The sequence below is a fragment of the Ornithinibacillus massiliensis genome (assembly GCF_018310345.1).
In the GTDB taxonomy this organism is placed as follows: domain Bacteria; phylum Bacillota; class Bacilli; order Bacillales; family Amphibacillaceae; genus Ornithinibacillus; species Ornithinibacillus massiliensis.
In genome coordinates this window covers 217,156-236,777 of sequence record NZ_JAGXBY010000003.1, presented here as the reverse complement: position 1 = coordinate 236,777, position 19,622 = coordinate 217,156, and the positions used below count along the sequence as shown (strand labels likewise).

General features: G+C 37.3%; 21 protein-coding genes. 11 read left to right on the top strand and 10 right to left on the bottom strand.

Annotated features, from left to right (window positions below):
- Window positions 1-11: 11 nt before the first annotated feature.
- Window positions 12-626 (bottom strand): DedA family protein, encoded by a 615-nt coding sequence (locus tag KGF86_RS09810; RefSeq protein WP_186869352.1) that lies wholly within the window; start codon window positions 624-626, stop codon window positions 12-14.
- Between the two features lie 236 nt (window positions 627-862).
- Here KGF86_RS09810 and KGF86_RS09805 point away from each other — a divergent pair, with 236 nt between their 5' ends.
- Together KGF86_RS09805 and KGF86_RS09800 are read left to right on the top strand one after the other, a co-directional pair.
- Complete coding sequence (locus tag KGF86_RS09805) at window positions 863-1,015, top strand: hypothetical protein (RefSeq protein WP_186869353.1); 153 nt, start codon at window positions 863-865, stop codon at window positions 1,013-1,015.
- Between the two features lie 120 nt (window positions 1,016-1,135).
- Window positions 1,136-1,657 carry a competence protein ComK gene (locus KGF86_RS09800; RefSeq protein ID WP_246521448.1) on the top strand — a complete coding sequence of 174 codons (522 nt, stop codon included), beginning with the start codon at window positions 1,136-1,138 and terminating at the stop codon, window positions 1,655-1,657.
- Here the strand turns inward: KGF86_RS09800 and KGF86_RS09795 are convergent.
- Complete coding sequence (locus KGF86_RS09795; protein ID WP_186869354.1) at window positions 1,605-1,994, bottom strand: YhjD family protein; 390 nt, start codon at window positions 1,992-1,994, stop codon at window positions 1,605-1,607. The two genes, KGF86_RS09800 and KGF86_RS09795, sit on opposite strands and share 53 nt — an antisense overlap.
- A gap of 224 nt (window positions 1,995-2,218) precedes the next feature.
- On the opposite strand from KGF86_RS09795, the gene KGF86_RS09790 reads away from it, so the two are divergent.
- The 3 genes from KGF86_RS09790 to addA all read left to right on the top strand — a co-directional run bounded on the left by KGF86_RS09790 (window position 2,219) and on the right by addA (window position 10,187).
- Window positions 2,219-2,875, top strand: coding sequence for a TVP38/TMEM64 family protein (locus KGF86_RS09790; RefSeq protein WP_211741726.1), 657 nt, complete (start codon window positions 2,219-2,221; stop codon window positions 2,873-2,875).
- A gap of 78 nt (window positions 2,876-2,953) precedes the next feature.
- The gene (gene addB / locus KGF86_RS09785; protein WP_211741725.1) at window positions 2,954-6,454 is read left to right on the top strand and encodes a helicase-exonuclease AddAB subunit AddB; all 3,501 of its coding nucleotides are present in this window, start codon (window positions 2,954-2,956) and stop codon (window positions 6,452-6,454) included.
- Entirely contained in the window at window positions 6,447-10,187 is a 3,741-nt protein-coding gene (gene addA / locus KGF86_RS09780; RefSeq protein ID WP_211741724.1) for a helicase-exonuclease AddAB subunit AddA, read from the top strand. The genes addB and addA overlap by 8 nt, the downstream gene beginning before the upstream one ends.
- 90 nt (window positions 10,188-10,277) lie before the next feature.
- Here addA and KGF86_RS09775 read toward each other — a convergent pair whose 3' ends face one another.
- The 7 genes from KGF86_RS09775 to KGF86_RS09745 form a co-directional block, all read right to left on the bottom strand.
- A complete protein-coding gene (locus KGF86_RS09775; protein ID WP_186869358.1) occupies window positions 10,278-10,496 on the bottom strand; it encodes a spore germination protein in 219 nt (72 codons plus the stop codon).
- 78 nt (window positions 10,497-10,574) lie between these two features.
- Window positions 10,575-10,943 carry a spore germination protein GerPE gene (locus KGF86_RS09770; RefSeq protein ID WP_186869359.1) on the bottom strand — a complete coding sequence of 123 codons (369 nt, stop codon included), beginning with the start codon at window positions 10,941-10,943 and terminating at the stop codon, window positions 10,575-10,577.
- Between the two features lie 9 nt (window positions 10,944-10,952).
- Window positions 10,953-11,129 (bottom strand): spore gernimation protein GerPD, encoded by a 177-nt coding sequence (locus KGF86_RS09765; RefSeq protein ID WP_186869360.1) that lies wholly within the window; start codon window positions 11,127-11,129, stop codon window positions 10,953-10,955.
- Entirely contained in the window at window positions 11,126-11,725 is a 600-nt protein-coding gene (gene gerPC / locus KGF86_RS09760) for a spore germination protein GerPC (RefSeq protein ID WP_211741723.1), read from the bottom strand. The genes KGF86_RS09765 and gerPC overlap by 4 nt, the downstream gene beginning before the upstream one ends.
- Window positions 11,726-11,816: 91 nt before the next feature.
- Complete coding sequence (locus KGF86_RS09755; protein ID WP_186869362.1) at window positions 11,817-12,032, bottom strand: spore germination protein GerPB; 216 nt, start codon at window positions 12,030-12,032, stop codon at window positions 11,817-11,819.
- A 19-nt stretch (window positions 12,033-12,051) separates the two neighbouring features.
- Window positions 12,052-12,264 carry a spore germination protein gene (locus KGF86_RS09750; protein WP_186869363.1) on the bottom strand — a complete coding sequence of 71 codons (213 nt, stop codon included), beginning with the start codon at window positions 12,262-12,264 and terminating at the stop codon, window positions 12,052-12,054.
- A gap of 314 nt (window positions 12,265-12,578) precedes the next feature.
- Window positions 12,579-13,775 (bottom strand): ornithine--oxo-acid transaminase, encoded by a 1,197-nt coding sequence (locus tag KGF86_RS09745; RefSeq protein ID WP_186869364.1) that lies wholly within the window; start codon window positions 13,773-13,775, stop codon window positions 12,579-12,581.
- 210 nt (window positions 13,776-13,985) lie between these two features.
- On the opposite strand from KGF86_RS09745, the gene KGF86_RS09740 reads away from it, so the two are divergent.
- From KGF86_RS09740 to KGF86_RS09715, 6 genes are all read left to right on the top strand, one after another.
- Complete coding sequence (locus tag KGF86_RS09740) at window positions 13,986-14,351, top strand: YisL family protein (protein WP_211741722.1); 366 nt, start codon at window positions 13,986-13,988, stop codon at window positions 14,349-14,351.
- A 622-nt stretch (window positions 14,352-14,973) separates the two neighbouring features.
- Window positions 14,974-16,473 (top strand): alpha-amylase family glycosyl hydrolase, encoded by a 1,500-nt coding sequence (locus KGF86_RS09735; RefSeq protein WP_211741721.1) that lies wholly within the window; start codon window positions 14,974-14,976, stop codon window positions 16,471-16,473.
- A 253-nt stretch (window positions 16,474-16,726) separates the two neighbouring features.
- Window positions 16,727-17,155: a DUF1801 domain-containing protein gene (locus KGF86_RS09730; protein WP_211741720.1), complete on the top strand. Its 429-nt coding sequence runs from the start codon at window positions 16,727-16,729 to the stop codon at window positions 17,153-17,155.
- 42 nt (window positions 17,156-17,197) lie between these two features.
- A complete protein-coding gene (locus tag KGF86_RS09725) occupies window positions 17,198-17,692 on the top strand; it encodes a hypothetical protein (protein WP_211741719.1) in 495 nt (164 codons plus the stop codon).
- A gap of 12 nt (window positions 17,693-17,704) precedes the next feature.
- Window positions 17,705-18,667, top strand: coding sequence for an effector binding domain-containing protein (locus tag KGF86_RS19580; protein ID WP_343221444.1), 963 nt, complete (start codon window positions 17,705-17,707; stop codon window positions 18,665-18,667).
- 3 nt (window positions 18,668-18,670) lie between these two features.
- Complete coding sequence (locus KGF86_RS09715; protein ID WP_211741718.1) at window positions 18,671-19,081, top strand: NUDIX hydrolase; 411 nt, start codon at window positions 18,671-18,673, stop codon at window positions 19,079-19,081.
- Between the two features lie 48 nt (window positions 19,082-19,129).
- Here KGF86_RS09715 and yppF read toward each other — a convergent pair whose 3' ends face one another.
- Entirely contained in the window at window positions 19,130-19,318 is a 189-nt protein-coding gene (gene yppF / locus KGF86_RS09710; RefSeq protein WP_211741717.1) for a YppF family protein, read from the bottom strand.
- Between the last annotated feature and the right edge of the window lie 304 nt (window positions 19,319-19,622).

Below are 19,622 nucleotides of genomic sequence, written 5' to 3'. Positions count from 1 at the left end.
AATAGATTCCTTTACCTTTTATTAACCATATATGAATTTTTTCTGCGATTATAATAAAAAATACCAATGCCTAGAAGAATTAGAATAATAGCAATTGGAAGTATGTTCCACATGTGTTTATGAATGAAAACAAATACAACATTCCAATTACTCCCTAATTGGTTACCTAACACGATAAACGTAGTTACCCAAATAACGGCTCCACTATAAGCAAACAGAGCGAAACGTCTAAATGGAAAGTTGGAGATTCCACCGATATATGCTGCTACATGTCTTACTCCCGGAACGAAATAGCAGATTACTAGGACAAACGATCCAAACCGATTAAATAATCTATTCGTTCGATTAATCATCTTTTCATTGATAAAGAATTTCGAGCCAAATTTTCTTAGGAAGGGTTCTCCCAATTTAATACCAAGGAAATAACTGATGGTAATACCGCATACTGCCCCGGAGAGCGCTGCTATATATGTTAGTACATAGTCCATATTCCCTAATGAGATAACGTATCCAAGATAGGTTAGCAACACCTCATCTGGTACAGGTAGCCCAATAATTCCTAAGGTTAATAGAATGAATATGGCTATGTAGCCATATTGATTAATGAAATCAAGCCAATTTTCCATAAGTATCCCGCTTTCTTTTCTCTCTCTAAAGCATCAAAATTTAAGGTTTATGTATTAATTATACTATATTGGTCAAGTTTATATAAGATGAGTCGATGAATTTATAAAATTTTGTACGGCAGGAATGTCTTGTACGCAATTTAGAATGTAACTTTTAGGAACGGTTTAAAATGGAATTGTACTTAGTGTGAGGCGTATAGAAGATATCCATACTAGTAGAAAAGGAGGGCATAACAGTGAAAAAAAGAAAGAAAAGTCCAGAGCTGGAGACTTTTACATTACTAAATCCTAATTTCTTGTTATCGGTAGAGGAAAACCACGTGGAAACAAATCAAGAAAAAATATTCTCAGATGGAAATATTTCTGAAAATCTTCTAAATGAGGAATAAAAAGTGGCTAATATTTTATTTTGTTGAAACTTGTCGCTGGTATGTTTCAATTTATAAAAAAATCTGTTAAATTAAATGTAGCCTCACCCTTTCATCTAAATATGAAAGGATGATTAAATAATGAATATGGAAGAATTGTATTCCCCATTACATGAAATTACTCCATTAACCTTAGCAGTTGTTGCTAAACAGGATGAAGCTGGAAATGTTCGTACCTATGTTCTTGAGGAAGAAACGGAATATACGGTGGAACAATCTCCAAGTAAGCTTATCGATTATGCTTGCAGATTCTTTGGCTCAAGTCTCAAAGGCAGACAGGATGGAACTAGAGATATTTGTGGTATAACACATAAAGCGCCAATTTCAATCGATCCTTCTAGCGGCATGTACTTCTTTCCTACGACATCACCCACCAATGCAAAATGCTCGTGGATTGCCCATTCGCATATTGATCATGTAACACGTACAAGGGATAAAACTGATATCGTGTTTAAAAATGGAAAAAAACTGAGTCTTGATGCGTCTTATGGCTCCGTCATGAATCAAATTCATCGTACGGCACAATTTCGGTATCAATTAGACAACCGAATCAAGCATTTGCAGCTGCATAAGACTGGCCCTCGGCCAAAGCCTTCAACATAATGTCCTGTACAATTTCCTCAACTTTTTTTCGTATAGCCGGGTTAAAGTAATTTCGTTTTTCCTCTTTTCCTCTACATAAAAAGAGGTAGGAAGAAAAAGAGTCATTTTTATTAATTAGCATTACTTGGAGCTTTTTCGCTTCCATTTTTCTCCGTAATTGTCTACGTTCGTCAAGTGCATTTGCATTCATCTTTTCTAAGAGCTGTATATATGGTTCTTTTATTTTGAAGGCCCCCTTTTGGATGTGCTGAATATCCTGCTGAATTACGACAATTGCCATCGAAAGAAAAAGAAAGCGTGAAGCGATTTTTAATTCTTCATCTGTTAGATAGCGCATAAATCCCCCTCCAAACAAGAACATTTGTTCTTATTATACGCCAATGTATTTAAAAAATACACTATAAAGGTTAAAAAATTAATTGGTAAATATCGGGAAGGGTGAGGCTATACTTATAATGGCGTTAGTTAGAAAGAATATATCTTTCGTTAAGCTTTTCATAAAATGAAATTTACATTACAATAAAGTTGTACATTTAGGCTTTGGATAGGGAGTCTTACTAGATGAATTTATACAGTATCATAACAGACTGGAAAATCGCTTTACAAAATGACGAATTAGATCAATATATAATGGAACTGCTTCAAAGTTATGAAAGCTTGGGCCCATTACCGGGAATATTGCTTCCATTTATCGAAGCATTTCTTCCTTTCTTACCTCTAGTAGTTTTTGTAATGGCAAACGCTGCTGCCTATGGATTACTGGAAGGATTTCTTTTATCCTGGGCAGGATCTAGTTTAGGTTCGATTATGTTATTTTTAATCATACGGAAACTCGGTGATAAGAAAATCTTTGTCTCAGTACGTAAAAATAAACAAGTCCAAAAGGTAACAAGCTGGTTAGAGAGACACGGATTTGGACCATTGTTCCTACTAATGTGCTTCCCATTTTCACCATCGTCCGTAATCAATGTTGTTGCAGGGTTATCTAATATTAATGTGTACCAATTTATATTAGCGGTATTACTTGGTAAATCTGTCATGATATTCTCTATTTCCTATATTGGTTCAAGTATCGTGTCATTTGCCCAAAACCCAATAAAAACCATCATTGTAGGTGCTTGTATTGTTTTATTCTGGATTGTTGGGAAGCTTATTGAGAAGAAGCTACATCAAAAATCGAAGCAAAAAGAGGTACCAGATTCGGAAGAAGTTAAATAGCAATAAAAAAACAAAACTTCTGTATGGAATAATATAAACAGGAGTTTTTTTCATTAGATGTTAAAGGGGGTATTATTTGTGGGACTACGCTTTATATTAGGGAGATCAGGCACAAACAAAAGTGAGATAGCATTTGAGGAAATAAAAGAAAAATCGACCGCTAATCCACAAGGTCCGCCAATATTTTATATTGTTCCGGATCAAATGACCTTTGAGCAGGAATATGCATTATTCCGAGATGAATCGTTTCAAGGTAGTGCACGTACACAGGTTACAAGCTTTTCTCGATTAGCGTGGCTAATCCTGCAGGAAACAGGGGGAGCAACAAGACAATTTATTAGTTCTGTTGGAATACAGATGATGCTCCGTAAAATTATAGAAGAAAAAGAAGGGGAATGGAACGTATTCCAAAAAGCGGTTGAGAAACAAGGATTTTTAACCCAATTGGAAAAAATGATTACTGAATTTAAACGTTACGAAATTACACCAGATACATTATTAGCACATAAATATCAAATAAATCAGTATGCTCATAAAGAACCAGGGGAAAGAGCATTGGTAAATAAGCTAGATGATTTGCATTATATTTATAAAGAATTAGGACAGGCTTTAGCCAATAACTATATTGATAGTGAGGATCAATTAACATTACTGGCGGAAAAAATCCAAGAAGCAAAGAGTTTAGAAGGAGCGGAGATTTATTTTGAAGGGTTTCACCGTTTTACCCCGAAAGAACTAGTCGTCGTAGAGGCACTTTTAACGAAATGCGAACGGATAACCGTTACATTGACTGTTGATGATGCAGAGAATCCTAATTTATCTGATATGGATTTGTTTTATCAAACGAAAGAAACTTATCAAGTTTTAAAACAGATGGCGGAAACGAATCAAATTAAGGTTGAAAATAGTATAATTCTAAATCCGATAGATGGTATTTTTTATGACAAGCCTTATTTCGCACACTTGGAGGCAAACTTTGATGTTCGACCTGTACCAAAGTATGATGGGAAGGCACCGATTCAAATTGCTGAAGCGGTGCATCCACGTGCTGAAATAGAAGGGGTAGCACAGGAAATATTGCGATTAGTACGTGAGAAAAATTATCGATATCGTGATATAGCGGTGTTGATCCGCCAAACTGAAACATACCAGGATATTATTGGAACGATTTTTGAAGACTATAATATTCCAGTATTTATTGATGAAAAGCGAAGCATGCTAAATCATGCTTTAATTGAGTTTATTCGTTCTGCACTAGAAGTGGTCGATGCTAATTGGCGTTATGATGCTGTGTTTCGCATGCTGAAAACTGGATTTATACCAGCATCAGATGAGGAATATCCATTAACCAATGATGCGATTGATGAATTAGAGAATTATGTTATTGAATATGGTATCCGGTCGAGAAAGCAGTGGTTAAGTGAAAAGGATTGGATTTTCCAACGATTCCGTGGATTTAATCGTGTCGCTCAAACAGATGCAGAAATAGAAATGCAAACACGAATTAATCATTATCGAAATCAAGTTGTTCGGGCCCTAGGAGCATTTGATGAGCAAATTCGTAGTGCAACTACGATTCGGGAGCTTTGTTTTATTACCTTTACACTACTAGAAAAAATCGGTGCAACTCAAGCGTTAGAGGAAATGCGTCATATTTATGATGAAAATGGTCAGCTATCCAAAGGTCGTGAACAAGAACAGGTGTGGGACGCCTTGATTCATTTGTTTGATGAAATGGTAGAAATGGCCGGAGATGAGGAGATGACTTTACCGGTATTTCGGACAACTTTGGATGCAGGATTTGAAACGTTGAAATTTTCCCATGTACCACCAAGCATAGATCATGTAATAGTAGGGACCATTGACCGCTCTCGTATCAGTGGTATAAAGTGTTCATTCCTAGTAGGAGTTAATGATGGCGTTTGGCCACTCAAACCACCAGCTGATGGCATGATAAGTGAAAGTGAGCGAGAATTATTAGCCATTAATGGTATGAAATTAGCGGATACGAGTAAAAGGCAGCTTTTAGATGATTGGTTTTATATGTATCTAGCATTTACAGCTGCTTCAGATTATTTGTGGATAAGCTATCCATTAAGTGACGAACAAGGTAAAACAAAGATGCCATCCCAGCTGATTAAGCGAATAGAGAGTATGTTCCCAGCGTGTAAGGAGCATATTCTACTACAAGATCCTGATGAATTGTTGGAAGCAGATCGTTTTATTACAACCCCTGTTAAAACAAGGTCCGCACTTACGGCTCAGCTGGCAAGAAGTAGAAAAGGTTACCCAATTCAACCAGTATGGTGGCATGTCTTAAATTGGTATATGACGAATCATAAAAAATACGATACTACTTATAGAGTTTTACAAAGCTTATACTATGAAAATACGCCAACAGATATGGAAGAAGAGACAGTAAAACAGCTCTATCCGAAGCAATTAACAGCAAGTGTATCCAGGTTAGAAACGTATTTTAATTGCTCTTATAAGCATTTTGCTCAATATAGCCTCGGCTTGAATGAACGGAAAACCTATAAATTGGATGCGCCAGATATAGGGAACCTATTCCATGAAGCGCTGAAGATTATTACGGAGTGGATTACAGAAGAAGGCAGAGACTTTGCTCATCTAACTAAAAAGGAAGCTAATGCTTATGCAGAACGAGCAGTAAACAGTCTAGCACCAATATTACAGCATCAAATTTTACACAGTACGAATCGATATCAATATATCCAACGTAAACTTCAACAGACGATTGCTCGAGCAGCATACGTGCTTAGTGAACAAGCAAGATTAAGTAAGTTTTCACCTGTAGGGTTAGAACTAGGTTTTGGGTCAAAAGGAGACAAGCTTAATCCAATATCCTTACGATTACCAAATGGATATGAAATTAAATTGCGAGGACGTATTGACCGAGTAGATAAGGCGATAGATCAAGAAGATTTATATTTGAGAATTATAGATTATAAATCAAGCAGTCGTGGGCTTGATATGGTCGATGTATATTATGGAATTGCTCTGCAGATGCTAACCTATTTAGATGTTGTATTATCTCAGTCGGAACAATGGCTAGGGAAAAAAGCGACACCTGCTGGGGTATTGTATTTCCATGTTCACAATCCTATGATATCTGGTAATACAAGGATGTCTGATGAGGATTTGGAAGAGGAGATTTTTAAACGATACAAAATGAAGGGACTACTCATTAATAATGACCGTGTAGTGCAAATGATGGATACCTCCATGGAATCTGGTAGTGATATTATTCCAGCTAAACTAAAGAAAGATGGAAGCTTTACGGCAAATTCTAAAGTAGCAGGTCAGGAAACTTTTTCTACTCTGCAGGAACATATTCATCGATTAATGTATAAAGCTGGAATTGATATTACCGGAGGGGCTGTCCACTTAAACCCATATCAACGTAAGCAAAAGGTTGCTTGTACGTATTGTCCTTTCTTATCGGTTTGTCAATTTGATGCTTCATTAGAAACGAATAACTTTAGAAGATTATCTGAAATGAAAGAAGATGAGGTATTAGAAAAACTTAGAAGTGAGGAGGGGGATATCAATGGTTAGATGGACAAAGGAACAAGAGGCAGCGATCTATACAGAGGGGAATGATGTATTAGTTGCAGCAGCTGCTGGATCTGGAAAAACAGCTGTTCTTGTTGAACGGATCATTCAAAAGTTATTGAAAAAGGAAAATCCAGTTGATATTGATTCCCTTCTTGTTGTAACTTTTACGAATGCTGCTGCCCAAGAGATGCGAAATAGAGTTGGACTTGCACTAGAGAAAGCGTTGGAACAGGATCCATCTTCGAATCATTTGAAAAAGCAGTTGTCATTATTACAACGTGCATCCATTTCAACACTACACTCTTTTTGCTTAGATATTGTAAAGCAGTATGCGTATTTAATTGATATCGATCCTAGTTTCCGAATTGCTAATGATATGGAAGCTGATTTAATGCAACAAGATGTTCTGGAGGACTTATTTGAGGATTGGTATGGTAGAGAAGGTGTAGACCAAGAGAAGTTCTTCCAGGTAGTCGAACGGTTTTCTGGGGATCGTAATGATGTCGATGTAGAAAAATTAGTACTAGCACTATATAACTTTGCTATACAAAATCCTTGGCCAGAAGCTTGGTTAGATAATCTGGCGGTAGTGTATGAAGTTCCGGAAGATTGGGCTGAGGATGATCTGCCTTGGCTTGAGATTATAAAGCGAGAAATTCGTGATAAGTTTAGTGGAATGGAACAGGAAATGAATCATGCCCTGAAGCTTACGAGAAAAAGCGATGGGCCTTATCATTACGAGGAAACGATTCTTGCTGATCTTGACATGCTTCAGCATGCTGTAGCTCGGATAGACAACTGGGATGAATTGCATGCGTATATGCAAGAGAAGCGCTTCGATGGGTTAAAAGCGAATCGAAGTAAGGATTTTAATGAAGATCTTAAAAATAGTGTTCAAAAGTTACGGAATAGTTATAAAAAACAATGGGAAAAGATGAAAGCTAGTTGGTTTAGTAGAAATCTTACCTCCCATGTAGACGACATGCGTGACTTAGCACCTGTGATCCGAGCTTTGACAGATATCGTGAAGGATTTTATAAATCGATTTGCTGTAGCGAAGCGCGAGAAGGCGGTTGTGGATTTTTCTGATTTAGAACATTTATGCTTACAACTACTAATGGATGAGTCTTCTACGATGGAAGAGCCCAAGCCATCAAATGTAGCTGTGAACTTACAGAAGCAATTCAGTGAGCTTTTAGTAGATGAATATCAGGATACCAACCTAGTACAAGAGACCATTCTAACGTTAATCAGTGACCAAGTTGGTCCGGGTAATATGTTTATGGTAGGAGATGTAAAACAAAGTATCTACCGATTTAGACATGCGGAGCCATCCCTTTTCATTGAAAAATATAAACGATTCGCTAATGCAGATGACCCTGCTACAAGAATTGATTTAGCTAGTAATTTTAGAAGTCGAGAGCTTGTTTTAATTGGAGCGAATTATATTTTTAGACAAATTCTTGATGAACAGCTTGGTGAAATCAATTATGATGAGGATGCGGAATTAATCTATGCCAATAAAATGTACGATTCTCTACCGATAAGTGAGCCTAATCCGGAACTAATTATCATCGATCGTCAACAACCTGAAGACAAAAAGGTGACAGAAGATGAGGGAGAAGTAGGGGATGAAAACTATCTAGATCTTGAGTATGCACAACTAGAGGCCAGAGCGTACGCAATGAAAATTAAACAATGGATAGGAACAGAAGACAAAGCACCACTACAAGTGGTAGACAAGACGAGTGAAACACTACGAGATGTTCAATATCGGGATATCGTGATTTTACTCCGCTCCATGACTTGGGCACCAACTATTGTGGATGAATTGAAAAAGCAAGGAATTCCTGTTTATGCGGAGCTATCAACGGGATACTTTGAGGCTATAGAAGTGAAAATTATGTTGAATCTGTTAAAGGTGATTGATAATCCAAGACAGGATATTCCACTTGCGTCGGTGTTGAAATCACCAATACTGGGATTAAATGAGGATGAACTTGCTAAAGTTCGTTTAGCCGACCCACGTAATACGTATTTTGAAGCTGTAGAAAACTATCGTAAGAACCATAATGATGTGATTTCGTCTAAATTGAATCGTTTCATGGAGCTGCTGGAGCGATTCCGACTTGAAGCAAGGCAAGGAGCCTTGTCAGAATTAATATGGCAAATTTATCGGGAAACAGGCTTTTTCGATTTTGTTGGTGGAATGCCAGGTGGTCGACAACGCCAAGCTAACTTAAGAGCATTGTATGACAGGGCAAGGGGCTATGAAACTACGTCATTCCGCGGACTATTCCGATTTCTTCGTTTTATCGAAAGAATGGAAGAAAAAGGGGATGACCTAGGTGCTGCTAGAGCGTTAAGTGAGCAAGAAGATGTCGTTCGGATCATGACCATTCATAAAAGTAAAGGGCTGGAGTTCCCAGTCGTGATTGTGGGAGCAATGGATAAGCAATTTAATATGATGGATTTACGTCAGAATTATTTACTCCATAAAGATTTAGGGTTTGCAACGAAATATATTGACCCGGTGAAGCGGATTACGTACCCAACGCTGTTTTATCATGCTATTAAGGAAGAGAAAAGAAGAGAGCTGTTAGCGGAAGAAATGCGTGTGCTTTATGTGGCATTAACACGAGCAAGAGAAAAGCTTGTCATGGTTGGAAATGTTGCTTCATTGGAAAAGAAACAGGAGAAATGGGAGTCTGTTATCGAGCATTCGGAATGGATATTACCAGCGCATTTTCGGATTGGTTCTCTCTCCTACTTAGACTGGGTAGGACCAGCATTAACCCGCCACCATCAAACAGAGGCATTGCGTACAGAAGAAATCCAGGATGTTATATTGGAAGAAATTCGAGTAGATCCTTCTGCATGGGACATTACCATTATTCATGGTAGTGAATTAACTAATTTAGATGAGGAATCACTGGAGGAAGATTTACAGCTTAAAGAAAAAATAAAAACATGGCAATCAATAGATATCGTTGAACCAGACTTAGACCGTTTCGTAGTGGAGCGCCTTTCTTACCGATACCCTTATGAGGAAGCAGCCTATTCACGAGCGAAGCAAAGTGTTACAGAAATTAAGCGGCAACGTGAAATAAAAGATGAATTTAGTGCAACACAGCTAGTAAAACCGTTTAAAACGCCAATCACTAAAAAGCCAATTTTTATGCAAAAGGAAAAAAAACTTTCAGCGGCAGAGAAGGGAACGGTTATGCATACGGTCATGCAACACCTTCCTATGTATAAAAAAATGAGCAAAACGGAAATAAACGAATATGTCGAAGGATTAGTTATTCGAGAGATTTTACGAAGAGAAGAAGCGGATTCTGTTGATATTGATGCAGTAGAGAGATTCTTTGACACGGAGATTGCTCACCTCATGATGGAAGCAGATAAGATTTATCGTGAGGTTCCATTTACGATTACACTTCCAGCCAAAGAAGTTTATGCAAGCTGGGAGAGTAATACGAATGAGCAAGTCCTTGTTCAAGGTGTATTTGATGCGGTTGTTCCTACAGAAGGTGGTTGGATTATTTTAGATTATAAGACAGACCATATAACGGAAGAGGTTAATGAGGAGCTGATTTCAAGACTTATAAGTCGTTATAAAATTCAGCTCACATTATATCGAAATGCGTTAGAAACGATTTGGAGAGCACCAGTACAAGAAACCTATCTCTACTTCTTCTCTAAGCAACTATTAGTAAAAGTACCTAAATAAAGACTCATGTCGCTAAGGGAGTAACATCATCTTGGCGACACGAGCTTTTTTTACAAGTAGAAAAAGTTACCCCAGCAAGCTGACCATGACTTAGGCATTGGCTGTTAGGTTTTGGTCATTTATATCTGGATCAAAGTGATTGGTCAGATTTCCTCCAGTATTTGTGTTAATAAAGTCTCCAGTGTTGAGAGAGCCAGCACCAGTCACCGTTTTAGACGAGCTCTTTGGTGAAAGATAAAAAGAATCACCAAAATTGACAACGCCACCCCCAACACTATTAATTTTAACTGGTCCGACGATTGATGGCATGCAAAACACCTACTAAAATAAGAGTTTACTTTACAGTATGTTGCTTTCTAGGAACCTGTGTGTAAGTTTAGTACTTTTTTAATCTTTTAGTTTACGAATATGTTTAATTCTAGCCTCTGCATTAATATGCTGTAATCCTCCAATATGCACAGAAGAAGACTCACTCACCCCGGTAATTGAAACGCCACCTACATTAATCTGTCCATTCCGATGATAACGATGCATCGCAACAGGTAATTCTTCTTCTATCCAACTAGCTTCTCGTTGGAAAAGTGAAAAGTCTTCAAAGTCTAAGTCATAATCATCATTCCAAACAGTACCTTCACGTTGTACGGCAATACCATTGAAAGTTGGATTAAAGTGTACGGTATCCCCAATATTGAAGATAGAACTAAACGCAATAGAATTAACCGCTGTATTTAAAACCTGAACATATCGATGTTGCATATTCTCACCTCAAACAGGAGATAGTGGAACAATCGTACCAACGATATAAGATTCTGGCGGCGTATCATAAAAGGAAGCCAATTTAATTGTTTCATTATCACCGATTAAAAATACAGAGGAAGAAGCAACGGCTTCAATCGCAACATCTCCTACTGTTAATCCCCAATTATGCACTTCTATATTCATGTAGCCTCTCCTTCTTCACTATCAGTCGTTTCCATAAAGCGTTGTAATGAATGGTAGATTTCTTTTTTTATGTGATCCACGATAAAACTTTCCAATTCTGGTCTGTTGGTGAATTGATGTTTTTCTCTCGCTTCTTTTTCATAGAAGGCAATTCGGTTCGGAATTTGACCTAAAATATCATGAATCATGTCACCTTCTAATTTCTTATCAATCGGTTTATTATATTTTTGGGACAGGCTACGAATCATTTCTGGCCCTTGTTGATTCACAAAATTATTCAAGGTAGGAATAAGGTTTTGGTTTAGTGTTGATGGTGGATGTTGCTGAACATTGGACATTTGCATAGTTGGAATCCCTAAGTCATCTATGTTAGCTAATTCATTCGGGGAAAGCCCAATGTGCAGTGTTCCGTCTAATCGTTCTATTTTAAGCTGATCAAAATGGTACTCTATTTTATCAACAGTTGGCTTAGAATTTTCTTGAATTTGCTTTTCTAAAATAGCTATTCTTTCTTCAAGTAATCTAATTTGTTCACTTTGTTTGGATGTAGCTTGCTGTATTTCATAGATGTATTTATTCCAATCATACATATTCATAGTCATTCCCCTTACCTGACAAACTATCTAAGGCTGTTGTTTATTCTCGTTTTAGGCTAATACCTATGAATATCCTATGCGGTAAGTGGAATTATGTGATAGGATTCAGTGGGCTAAGTTGCACTAGTGGACTAATCTGATCCTGTGCTTCCGCTTCTTCAGCGAATTCAGTAAATCCCCCTGTATTATATAACTCTGATTTCGCTTGTATTGCCCCGGTACTACCTATTTGTAATACGGAGGAGTTTGTAATCGAACCGACTTTTAATAGATTAATATGAATCGATTGATGAACGGTAATGTTCATGGATATTCACTCCAGTATGTTAAGCTGTTGGCTGATCAATGAAATCTTTATCATAAACATAGGTGTTGGATTGGCTTAAATTAATTCGTAATCCATCTCCAGTATTAAAAGATCCTCCACCAGCATAAGTCTTCGCGCTACTTACCGGATTCATCGCATACACGTCCCCAATGTTAAAAATACTAGATGACGATACATTGTTTACTTTTACTGCACCTACTTTTGCTGGCATATGAATCCTCCTCTTAGATAGTTTATGTAAAGGAACGGAATTGTTGAAAGTGGGGATTGTCTTAATTTATAGGTTGTGGCAGTGTAGAGTAGAGAGTGTGAGAATGGACTGAAACCAACGGGACATCTCAATTTGTAGTGTAATAACAATTATTACACGTAAAACGAGATGGAGCTTTAGGCACAAATGGATAAGGTAAAAGAAAAACCGAATGAGTAGCACAAACTTGAAGGTCCCCGATTTTACCGGAGCTAGTATCGTGCATCATTCGGTTATATGTCTAATATTTAGTTATATCTTGGTGCACGAAATGATTATCCTTTTAATACTTCCTTAATATGTTCAAGCGCCCAATCCAAATCCTTTTTTTCAATAACAAGTGGTGGTGCAAATCGAATTACATTTTCATGTGTTTCCTTACATAGTAAACCTTTAGCTTTTAATGCTTCACAATATGGACGTGCAGATTCAGTTAGCTCAACACCAATGAACAGTCCTTTTCCGCGTACTTCTTTTATTTTTGGATTGTCGATGGAACGTAATTCCTGCATCATATATTCTCCAAGTTCTAAAGAACGCTCTGCTAACCTCTCGTCCTCTAGCACTTCAAGAGAAGCTAAAGATACGGCACAAGCTAATGGATTACCACCAAATGTGGAACCGTGTGAGCCTGGATTAAATACGCCTAAGATGTCACTATTAGCAACAACACATGAAATCGGCATGACGCCTCCACCTAATGCTTTCCCTAGGATAAGCATATCAGGTTCAACCTCTTCCCAATCACATGCGAACATTTTACCTGTACGTGCTAAGCCAGCTTGGATTTCGTCGGCAATGTATAGAACATTATTTTCTTTACATACTTCATATGCTTCCTTTAAGAATCCTTCTGGTGGGATAACAATTCCCGCTTCGCCTTGGATAGGCTCAAAGAGAAAACCAGCTGTGTTTTCATTAATGGCGGCCTTAAGAGCGTCAATGTCTCCATAAGGAATTAATTTAATACCAGGTAGCATTGGCCCAAAACCACGCTTATATTCTGCTTCAGATGATAAGGAAACAGCAAGCATGGTACGTCCATGGAAGTTACCTTCACATGCGATGATTTCAGCCTTGTTTTCTTCAACACCTTTTACTTCATATGCCCAGCGACGTGCAGCTTTCACAGCTGTTTCAACTGCTTCTGCTCCAGTATTCATCGGAAGTGCCATGTCCTTATTGGTTAGCTTGCAAATTTTTTCATACCATGGACCAAGCTGATCATTGTGGAATGCTCGAGAGGTAAGGGTTACTCTTCCAGCTTGCTCTACTAAAGCATCAATAATCTTAGGGTGGCGGTGCCCCTGGTTAACAGCAGAATATGCACTTAGCATATCCATATAACGATTTCCTTCAGGGTCCTCAACCCATACTCCTTCTGCTTTCGCAACAACCACTGGTAGTGGATGATAGTTCTTAGCGCCATATGTTTCGGTTTGGTTAATAATTAATTCACTCGTTTTCGTCATAAAAAATCGCCTCCTATATTAGCAATGTACCATAATTTAACAAGTTTATAAAATTATATCTTCAAGTATAAATATACAATAAAATGAATGATTATATCTACTATTTCTTTTAATAACTTTATAAAAAATATTTCATATAAGCTGAACTTCTTTATATGGTGTGATAAGATATAATTGCGATAGATTTGTTTAAAAATTAGGAGGATAAGAATGAATACACATTTACATGTTACGGCTTGGGTAGTGGCATTCATACTGTTAATTGTAGCAATTGTGTTACATAAAAAAGGAAATGAGAAAGCAGCTAAAATTGTACACATGATTCTTCGTTTAAACTATCTAGTCATTCTTTATTCTGGTGGTGACTTACTCATGAATTACCTTAATGGTAGTCCATTGATGGCTGAAGCAATTGTAAAAGGAATTGCTGGTATCGGGGTAATAGCAGGGATGGAGATGACATTAGGTAAGATTAAAGATGGCGACTCTGCTAAAGTTGGCTGGATTGTACTGCTAGTATCATTTCTAATAACATTAGTCCTAGGATTTTTCCGTTTACCAGGTGGATTTCATTAAAACGGAAAGAGATGTCTCAGGAGATAATGAATCTTCTAAGACATCTTTTTTTGGCAGGTAGAGGTTGAGGGGCATAACGAAAAGAATTAAATGCAAAACTGAATGATATACAATACTAGCTCCGGAAATATACGTAGACTCCTGCGGGAGGATAGGGCAAGGTTGAGACCTTGGATGCACCTGTGTCTACTAGCAAAGCTACGAAGCGGGCTTCCTCGGTGCAAGGCAGCAAGGAAGATTATCAAGTAGTAGCCTGGCTAAGGCAGCCGCCCGGCGGTAAAGAAGACACTGCGAGGTCTTTTCGAGCAGATGTCGCACTTATGCTGTGATAAAGTGCAAGGTAGACACTGCGATGGTCTTTTCGAGCAGATGTCGCCCCTGTACTGGAAGCAACCGCAAGTATATTTCCGGAGCAGGGTCTTTGCTCATCAACCAGTTTTTCCTTTCAGATAGATTCTTTTGTCCCAGGCTCCATCAGCATAAGAAAGACTAACACATTCGTTAAAGAGTGAGCGAATGTGTTAGTTTTTCTAATGTTTTTTACAACTTAATAGACTATGTTGAATATATAGTGAACTAGTTAATAATGGATTAGAGAGAAATAATGCTGGAGGAATATAATATGAAAAAAATAGCAAGTATGCTTATAGCAATACTGGTATTGTTCCATACATATCCAGCTATAAGCTTTGCGGAAGAGAATAGCATCCAGGAAGAAATCATTTATGATATTTTAGTAGACCGATTTAATAATGGGAGTCAAGCATTTAGTGACCAAGTACGAATTGACGATCCATTAGCATATCACGGTGGAGATATTAAAGGAATCATGGTGAAACTAGATGATATAAAGAAAATTGGTTTCACAGCTATCTCACTATCGCCTATTATGGCGAACGCCAAAGATGGCTATCATGGTTATTGGATTGAAGATTTCTATTCCGTAGAACCGCAATTTGGCACAATGGAAGAATTCCAGTCCTTCGTACAAGAGGCACATAATCGTGACATTAAAGTAATGCTAGAATTAGTGATAAATTATGTTGCAAATAGTCACCCAATAGTCACTGATTCAGACAAACAGGATTGGATTGTACAACAAGCGGATATAGATACGAGTAAGGAACCTTGGTTAGAAAATATTACTGTTTTAAATCAAGCTAATCCAGAAGTACAAGCTATGCTAATTGATGTAGCGAAGTTCTGGATGAATGAGGGGAATGTAGATGGGTTTATTTTACATGCTGCAGACCAAGCATCTCCAGAATTTCTTGAAACATTGACAAGGGAAATAAAAGCAGAAAGCCCTAATGTATACATTATTGCAAATGTACTTGGGGAGGAAGTTTCTGAAGAACTCATGAATATTCAAACGATAGATGCAGTAGATAATCCAGAACTATCACAAACAATTGCGGATGTGTTTTCCCATGAGGATAATCCTGTAGAACAAATTTATACGAAATGGGAAGAATTAGGAATTAAGAACAGTCTTCATTATGTAGATAATAAAACACTAAACCGCTTTACCCAGGTTGCTGCTGAAAATAAACGAAATGATATCAATACATGGAAGCTTGTACTTGTTTCATTATTGACTACTCCTGGCGTGCCTATACTATTCCAAGGTTCTGAAGTGCCGATGTATGGTGCGGGGATAGAACAAATCCATAGTTTAGTAAACTTTAATAGTGGAGAACCAGATCTTGAAGAAGTTTATACGAAGGCGTTAGCACTACGAAATACATTCCCTGCTCTACAGTATGGAGATTTTGAATTGGTTGGTTCTAATGAAGGAATGAGTGTTATGAAGCGTACGTATCAAGATGAAATCATGTATATTGCAATTAATAATGATAGTGTCTCAAGATCCGTATCCATTACAGATCTTGCTCCTGATTTACAGTTAAGGGGTATTCTCGGTGATAACCTTGTAAGAGAAATAAATGATGGAGAATATAAGCTAGGCTTAGCAAGAGAGACGGCTGATGTCTTTATTGTAGAAGAAAATACAGGTATAAATTGGGGATTTGTTGCTCCTATGATCATCATTCTATTATTATTTGTCTCTGCGGTAATTTATTTAACTAGGAAGCAAAGAAAGCGCGAAGCAGCAGAATAAGGTCCCAATGAATAGTATTAGGCAGCTAGTCTAATACTATTTTTTTGTTGTTATTATTCCGAATATTGGCTACAATGGAAGGTAACTATGGAGAAATGGTTGAATAGGTCTATTCGACATTTGGTGCGTGATGCCGTGCATCTAATAAAGGACAATTAGAAATGTAATATAGTAATGATGGGATTATACCTAGACTAAGAAGTAGGGGTAGTTCAACGAGCATAATGGGTAGAACTAGAGAGGGTGATTGGAAATGTACGAGTTAAAGACGAAACAGAATGATGATAGTGTGATAGAATTTATCGAAATGATTGACAGTCCGAGGAAAAGAGAGGATGCCTATCATTTACTCGATATCTTTACAGAGGTAACGGGACATCCAGCTAAAATGTGGGGATCTAGTATTATTGGTTTTGGATCGTATCATTATAAATATGATTCGGGTCATGAAGGCGATGCACCACTAGTTGGCTTTTCGCCACGTAAAGCGAAATTTAGTCTGTACTTTGCAACAGGAGATCCTAAACGAGAAGAACTGCTCTCCAACTTTGGAAAGCATACTTCAGGTAAAGCATGTGTTTATATTAACAAGCTTGCTGATATCGAGGTAGAGGTGCTAAAAGCACTAATTAAACGGTCCATGACATTTTTAAGAGAAACCTATCCGGACGCGAGTAACTAAAAAAAGGCCTAAGAATGTTTCTATGATTGAGAGGAGAATAATTTGATTAGATTAATCCTAATGACTATAGTATTTTTCCTACTATACGGTTGTTCTCCTGACATAGAAAAAGAGGAAATAATGCTATCTTCTGGTGTTCAATATATTGGAGATAATGAGACCATGGTACAAGCATTCGAAAAGCTTCCAATCCATGTTAAGTATTCCTTTATGATTGATAACTCATTAGAAGATTATAAGCTTGTCATCATTGAGCCTCATTATATAAATCATATAACAAAAGAAAAATTAATCGAATCTATTCAGGGTGGCTTTTTCATCTTTTTTATCAATCTAGATGAAAGGAATTGGATACAAGAAGCTTATTTCCATCACTTAGGTTATGCTGAGAAGAAAATTGATAAGGTATGGACAGAGCATTTATATCTTCATAATGGTCAACTCCAGTCTGTTACCTTAAGTACTAATCCTGATATAGAGAACCAGCTACTAAAATGGCTTCAATACTTTGATCGGTATAAAGAAGAAAGCTTATGAGTAGGGATAGTAATGGTAAAGAGGAAGAATAATGGTTTTCGATTTCTGGATTTTTTAATACTGGAAGAAAAAGATATGAGTAGCTTCGGGATGCTAGCAGGATCCTATGCTATTTTACAATGCGAAGATAAGTTTTTGCTTTGTTTTAATAAATGGCGAAATCAGTGGGAAATTCCAGCTGGAAGTCGAGAGGGTCAGGAAAGCGCTAAACAATGTGCAATCCGTGAACTTTATGAGGAGGCTGGTCAGCAAATTAGTGATATGACATTTACAGGACTTCTTAAGTCACAGAATATCGATGAAGGTACATTGAAATATAACCCAGTTTATTTTGCTTATGTAGATAGGCTCGAGGATTTTCATGAAAATGAAGAAACATCAGGCATTATACTATGGGATATGGTGAAGGAAATTGGCACTAATGATGAGGTGGATAATAGATTGCTTGATTATCTATTTAAAAATAAGGGGGAAGCTCAATTGAAAGAGAATATATTAAATAATAAAACGGTTACACGTTTAGATGAATTAAAGCTTGTTGGTTATAGGGTTTTATGCCCAGGTGATCAGTATAGTGTGGAAATTCCAAAAGCAGTAAGACAGTTGGAGCAAGAGAAAGGGAAAATAAAGCATTTAAAAAATCCGTCTAGACAAATAGGAGCGTTCGTAGTGGATAGTGATACGGATGAGGAAGACGGTTATTGGGCTTGTATGGAAGTAGAAACATTTGAAGATATACCTGAAGGGATGGTGACGTTAACCATTCCAGCTCAAAGCTATGCTGTTTGGGAACACCGGGGGCCTACCACGGGAATTATGAAGTCATATGAAGAATTACATCAGTGGATAGATGAAAATCATTATAACCGATTAACCAATCGTTGGCATCTTGAGGTTTATTATCAATGGAGGGATTCCAATAATCTGAAAGTTGCTCTGCTAGATACAGTTCAAGATAAGGAGAAAGGAGTTTAAAAGATGGAGGAGTGGAGAGGGTCAGCGGCTATTTGTATCAATGATAATGGGGAAGTGTTAATGGTTAGAGCAAAAGGGAGCAATCAATGGGCAGTCCCTTCTGGTGGCATAGAGGAAGGAGAGACACCAGAGATTTGTTGTATACGGGAGTTGAAAGAGGAAACAGGTTACACTGTTACAATTAAAGAAGAAATTCTTGTTAAAAAAGTTGTTAAGCAGGGTATTTCCGTTACGACACATTATTTTAAAGTGGATAGGATTAGTAACAGTAGTGGAATTAATGATCCTGACCAATTAATTGAGGAGATGGCATGGTTATCATTAGAGGATTTAGGGGGTATTGAGCATGCCTACCCTGAGGATAAAAAATTAATAGAAAAGAGCTTAAAAAGCCAGGTGATAGACTTGTTCTAACATCTGGCTTTTTTGGGGAAAGGAAAAGCCTTGGCAAGGAATTTAATATTAGTAGATGTATTCATGTGCGGAGGTGGCACCTTGCTGGTGTAAATAGTTGTATACATCACGATAGAATCGAATATCTATTTCTCCTGCAATATATTTCTTTTGATAGTAATCTAATATATCGTTCAATGTTTTAGGAGATTCTTTTCGTTCCATTTCATAGTCAGAAACTAATTCATTGATTAGCATATAATGCCCTCCTTGTCAAAAAGCTGCTAGTACAACTGTATAAAATGTATATGTTTCAGTGTGGGATATAATGATAAAAAGTTTCTTATTATTGGAGAGGGACTTACTTAAACGCTTTATGTGAAATTGTAAAAAATGAGAGGTTGGGACAAAACTATTTCTAACATAGGATAAACCGAATATTAAAGTTAGCGCATCAAATCCGCCCCGGAAATATACTTGCGGTTGCTTCCAGTACAAGGGCGACATCTGCTCGAAAAGACCTCGCAGTGTCTTCTTTACACTTTATCACAGTATAAGTGCG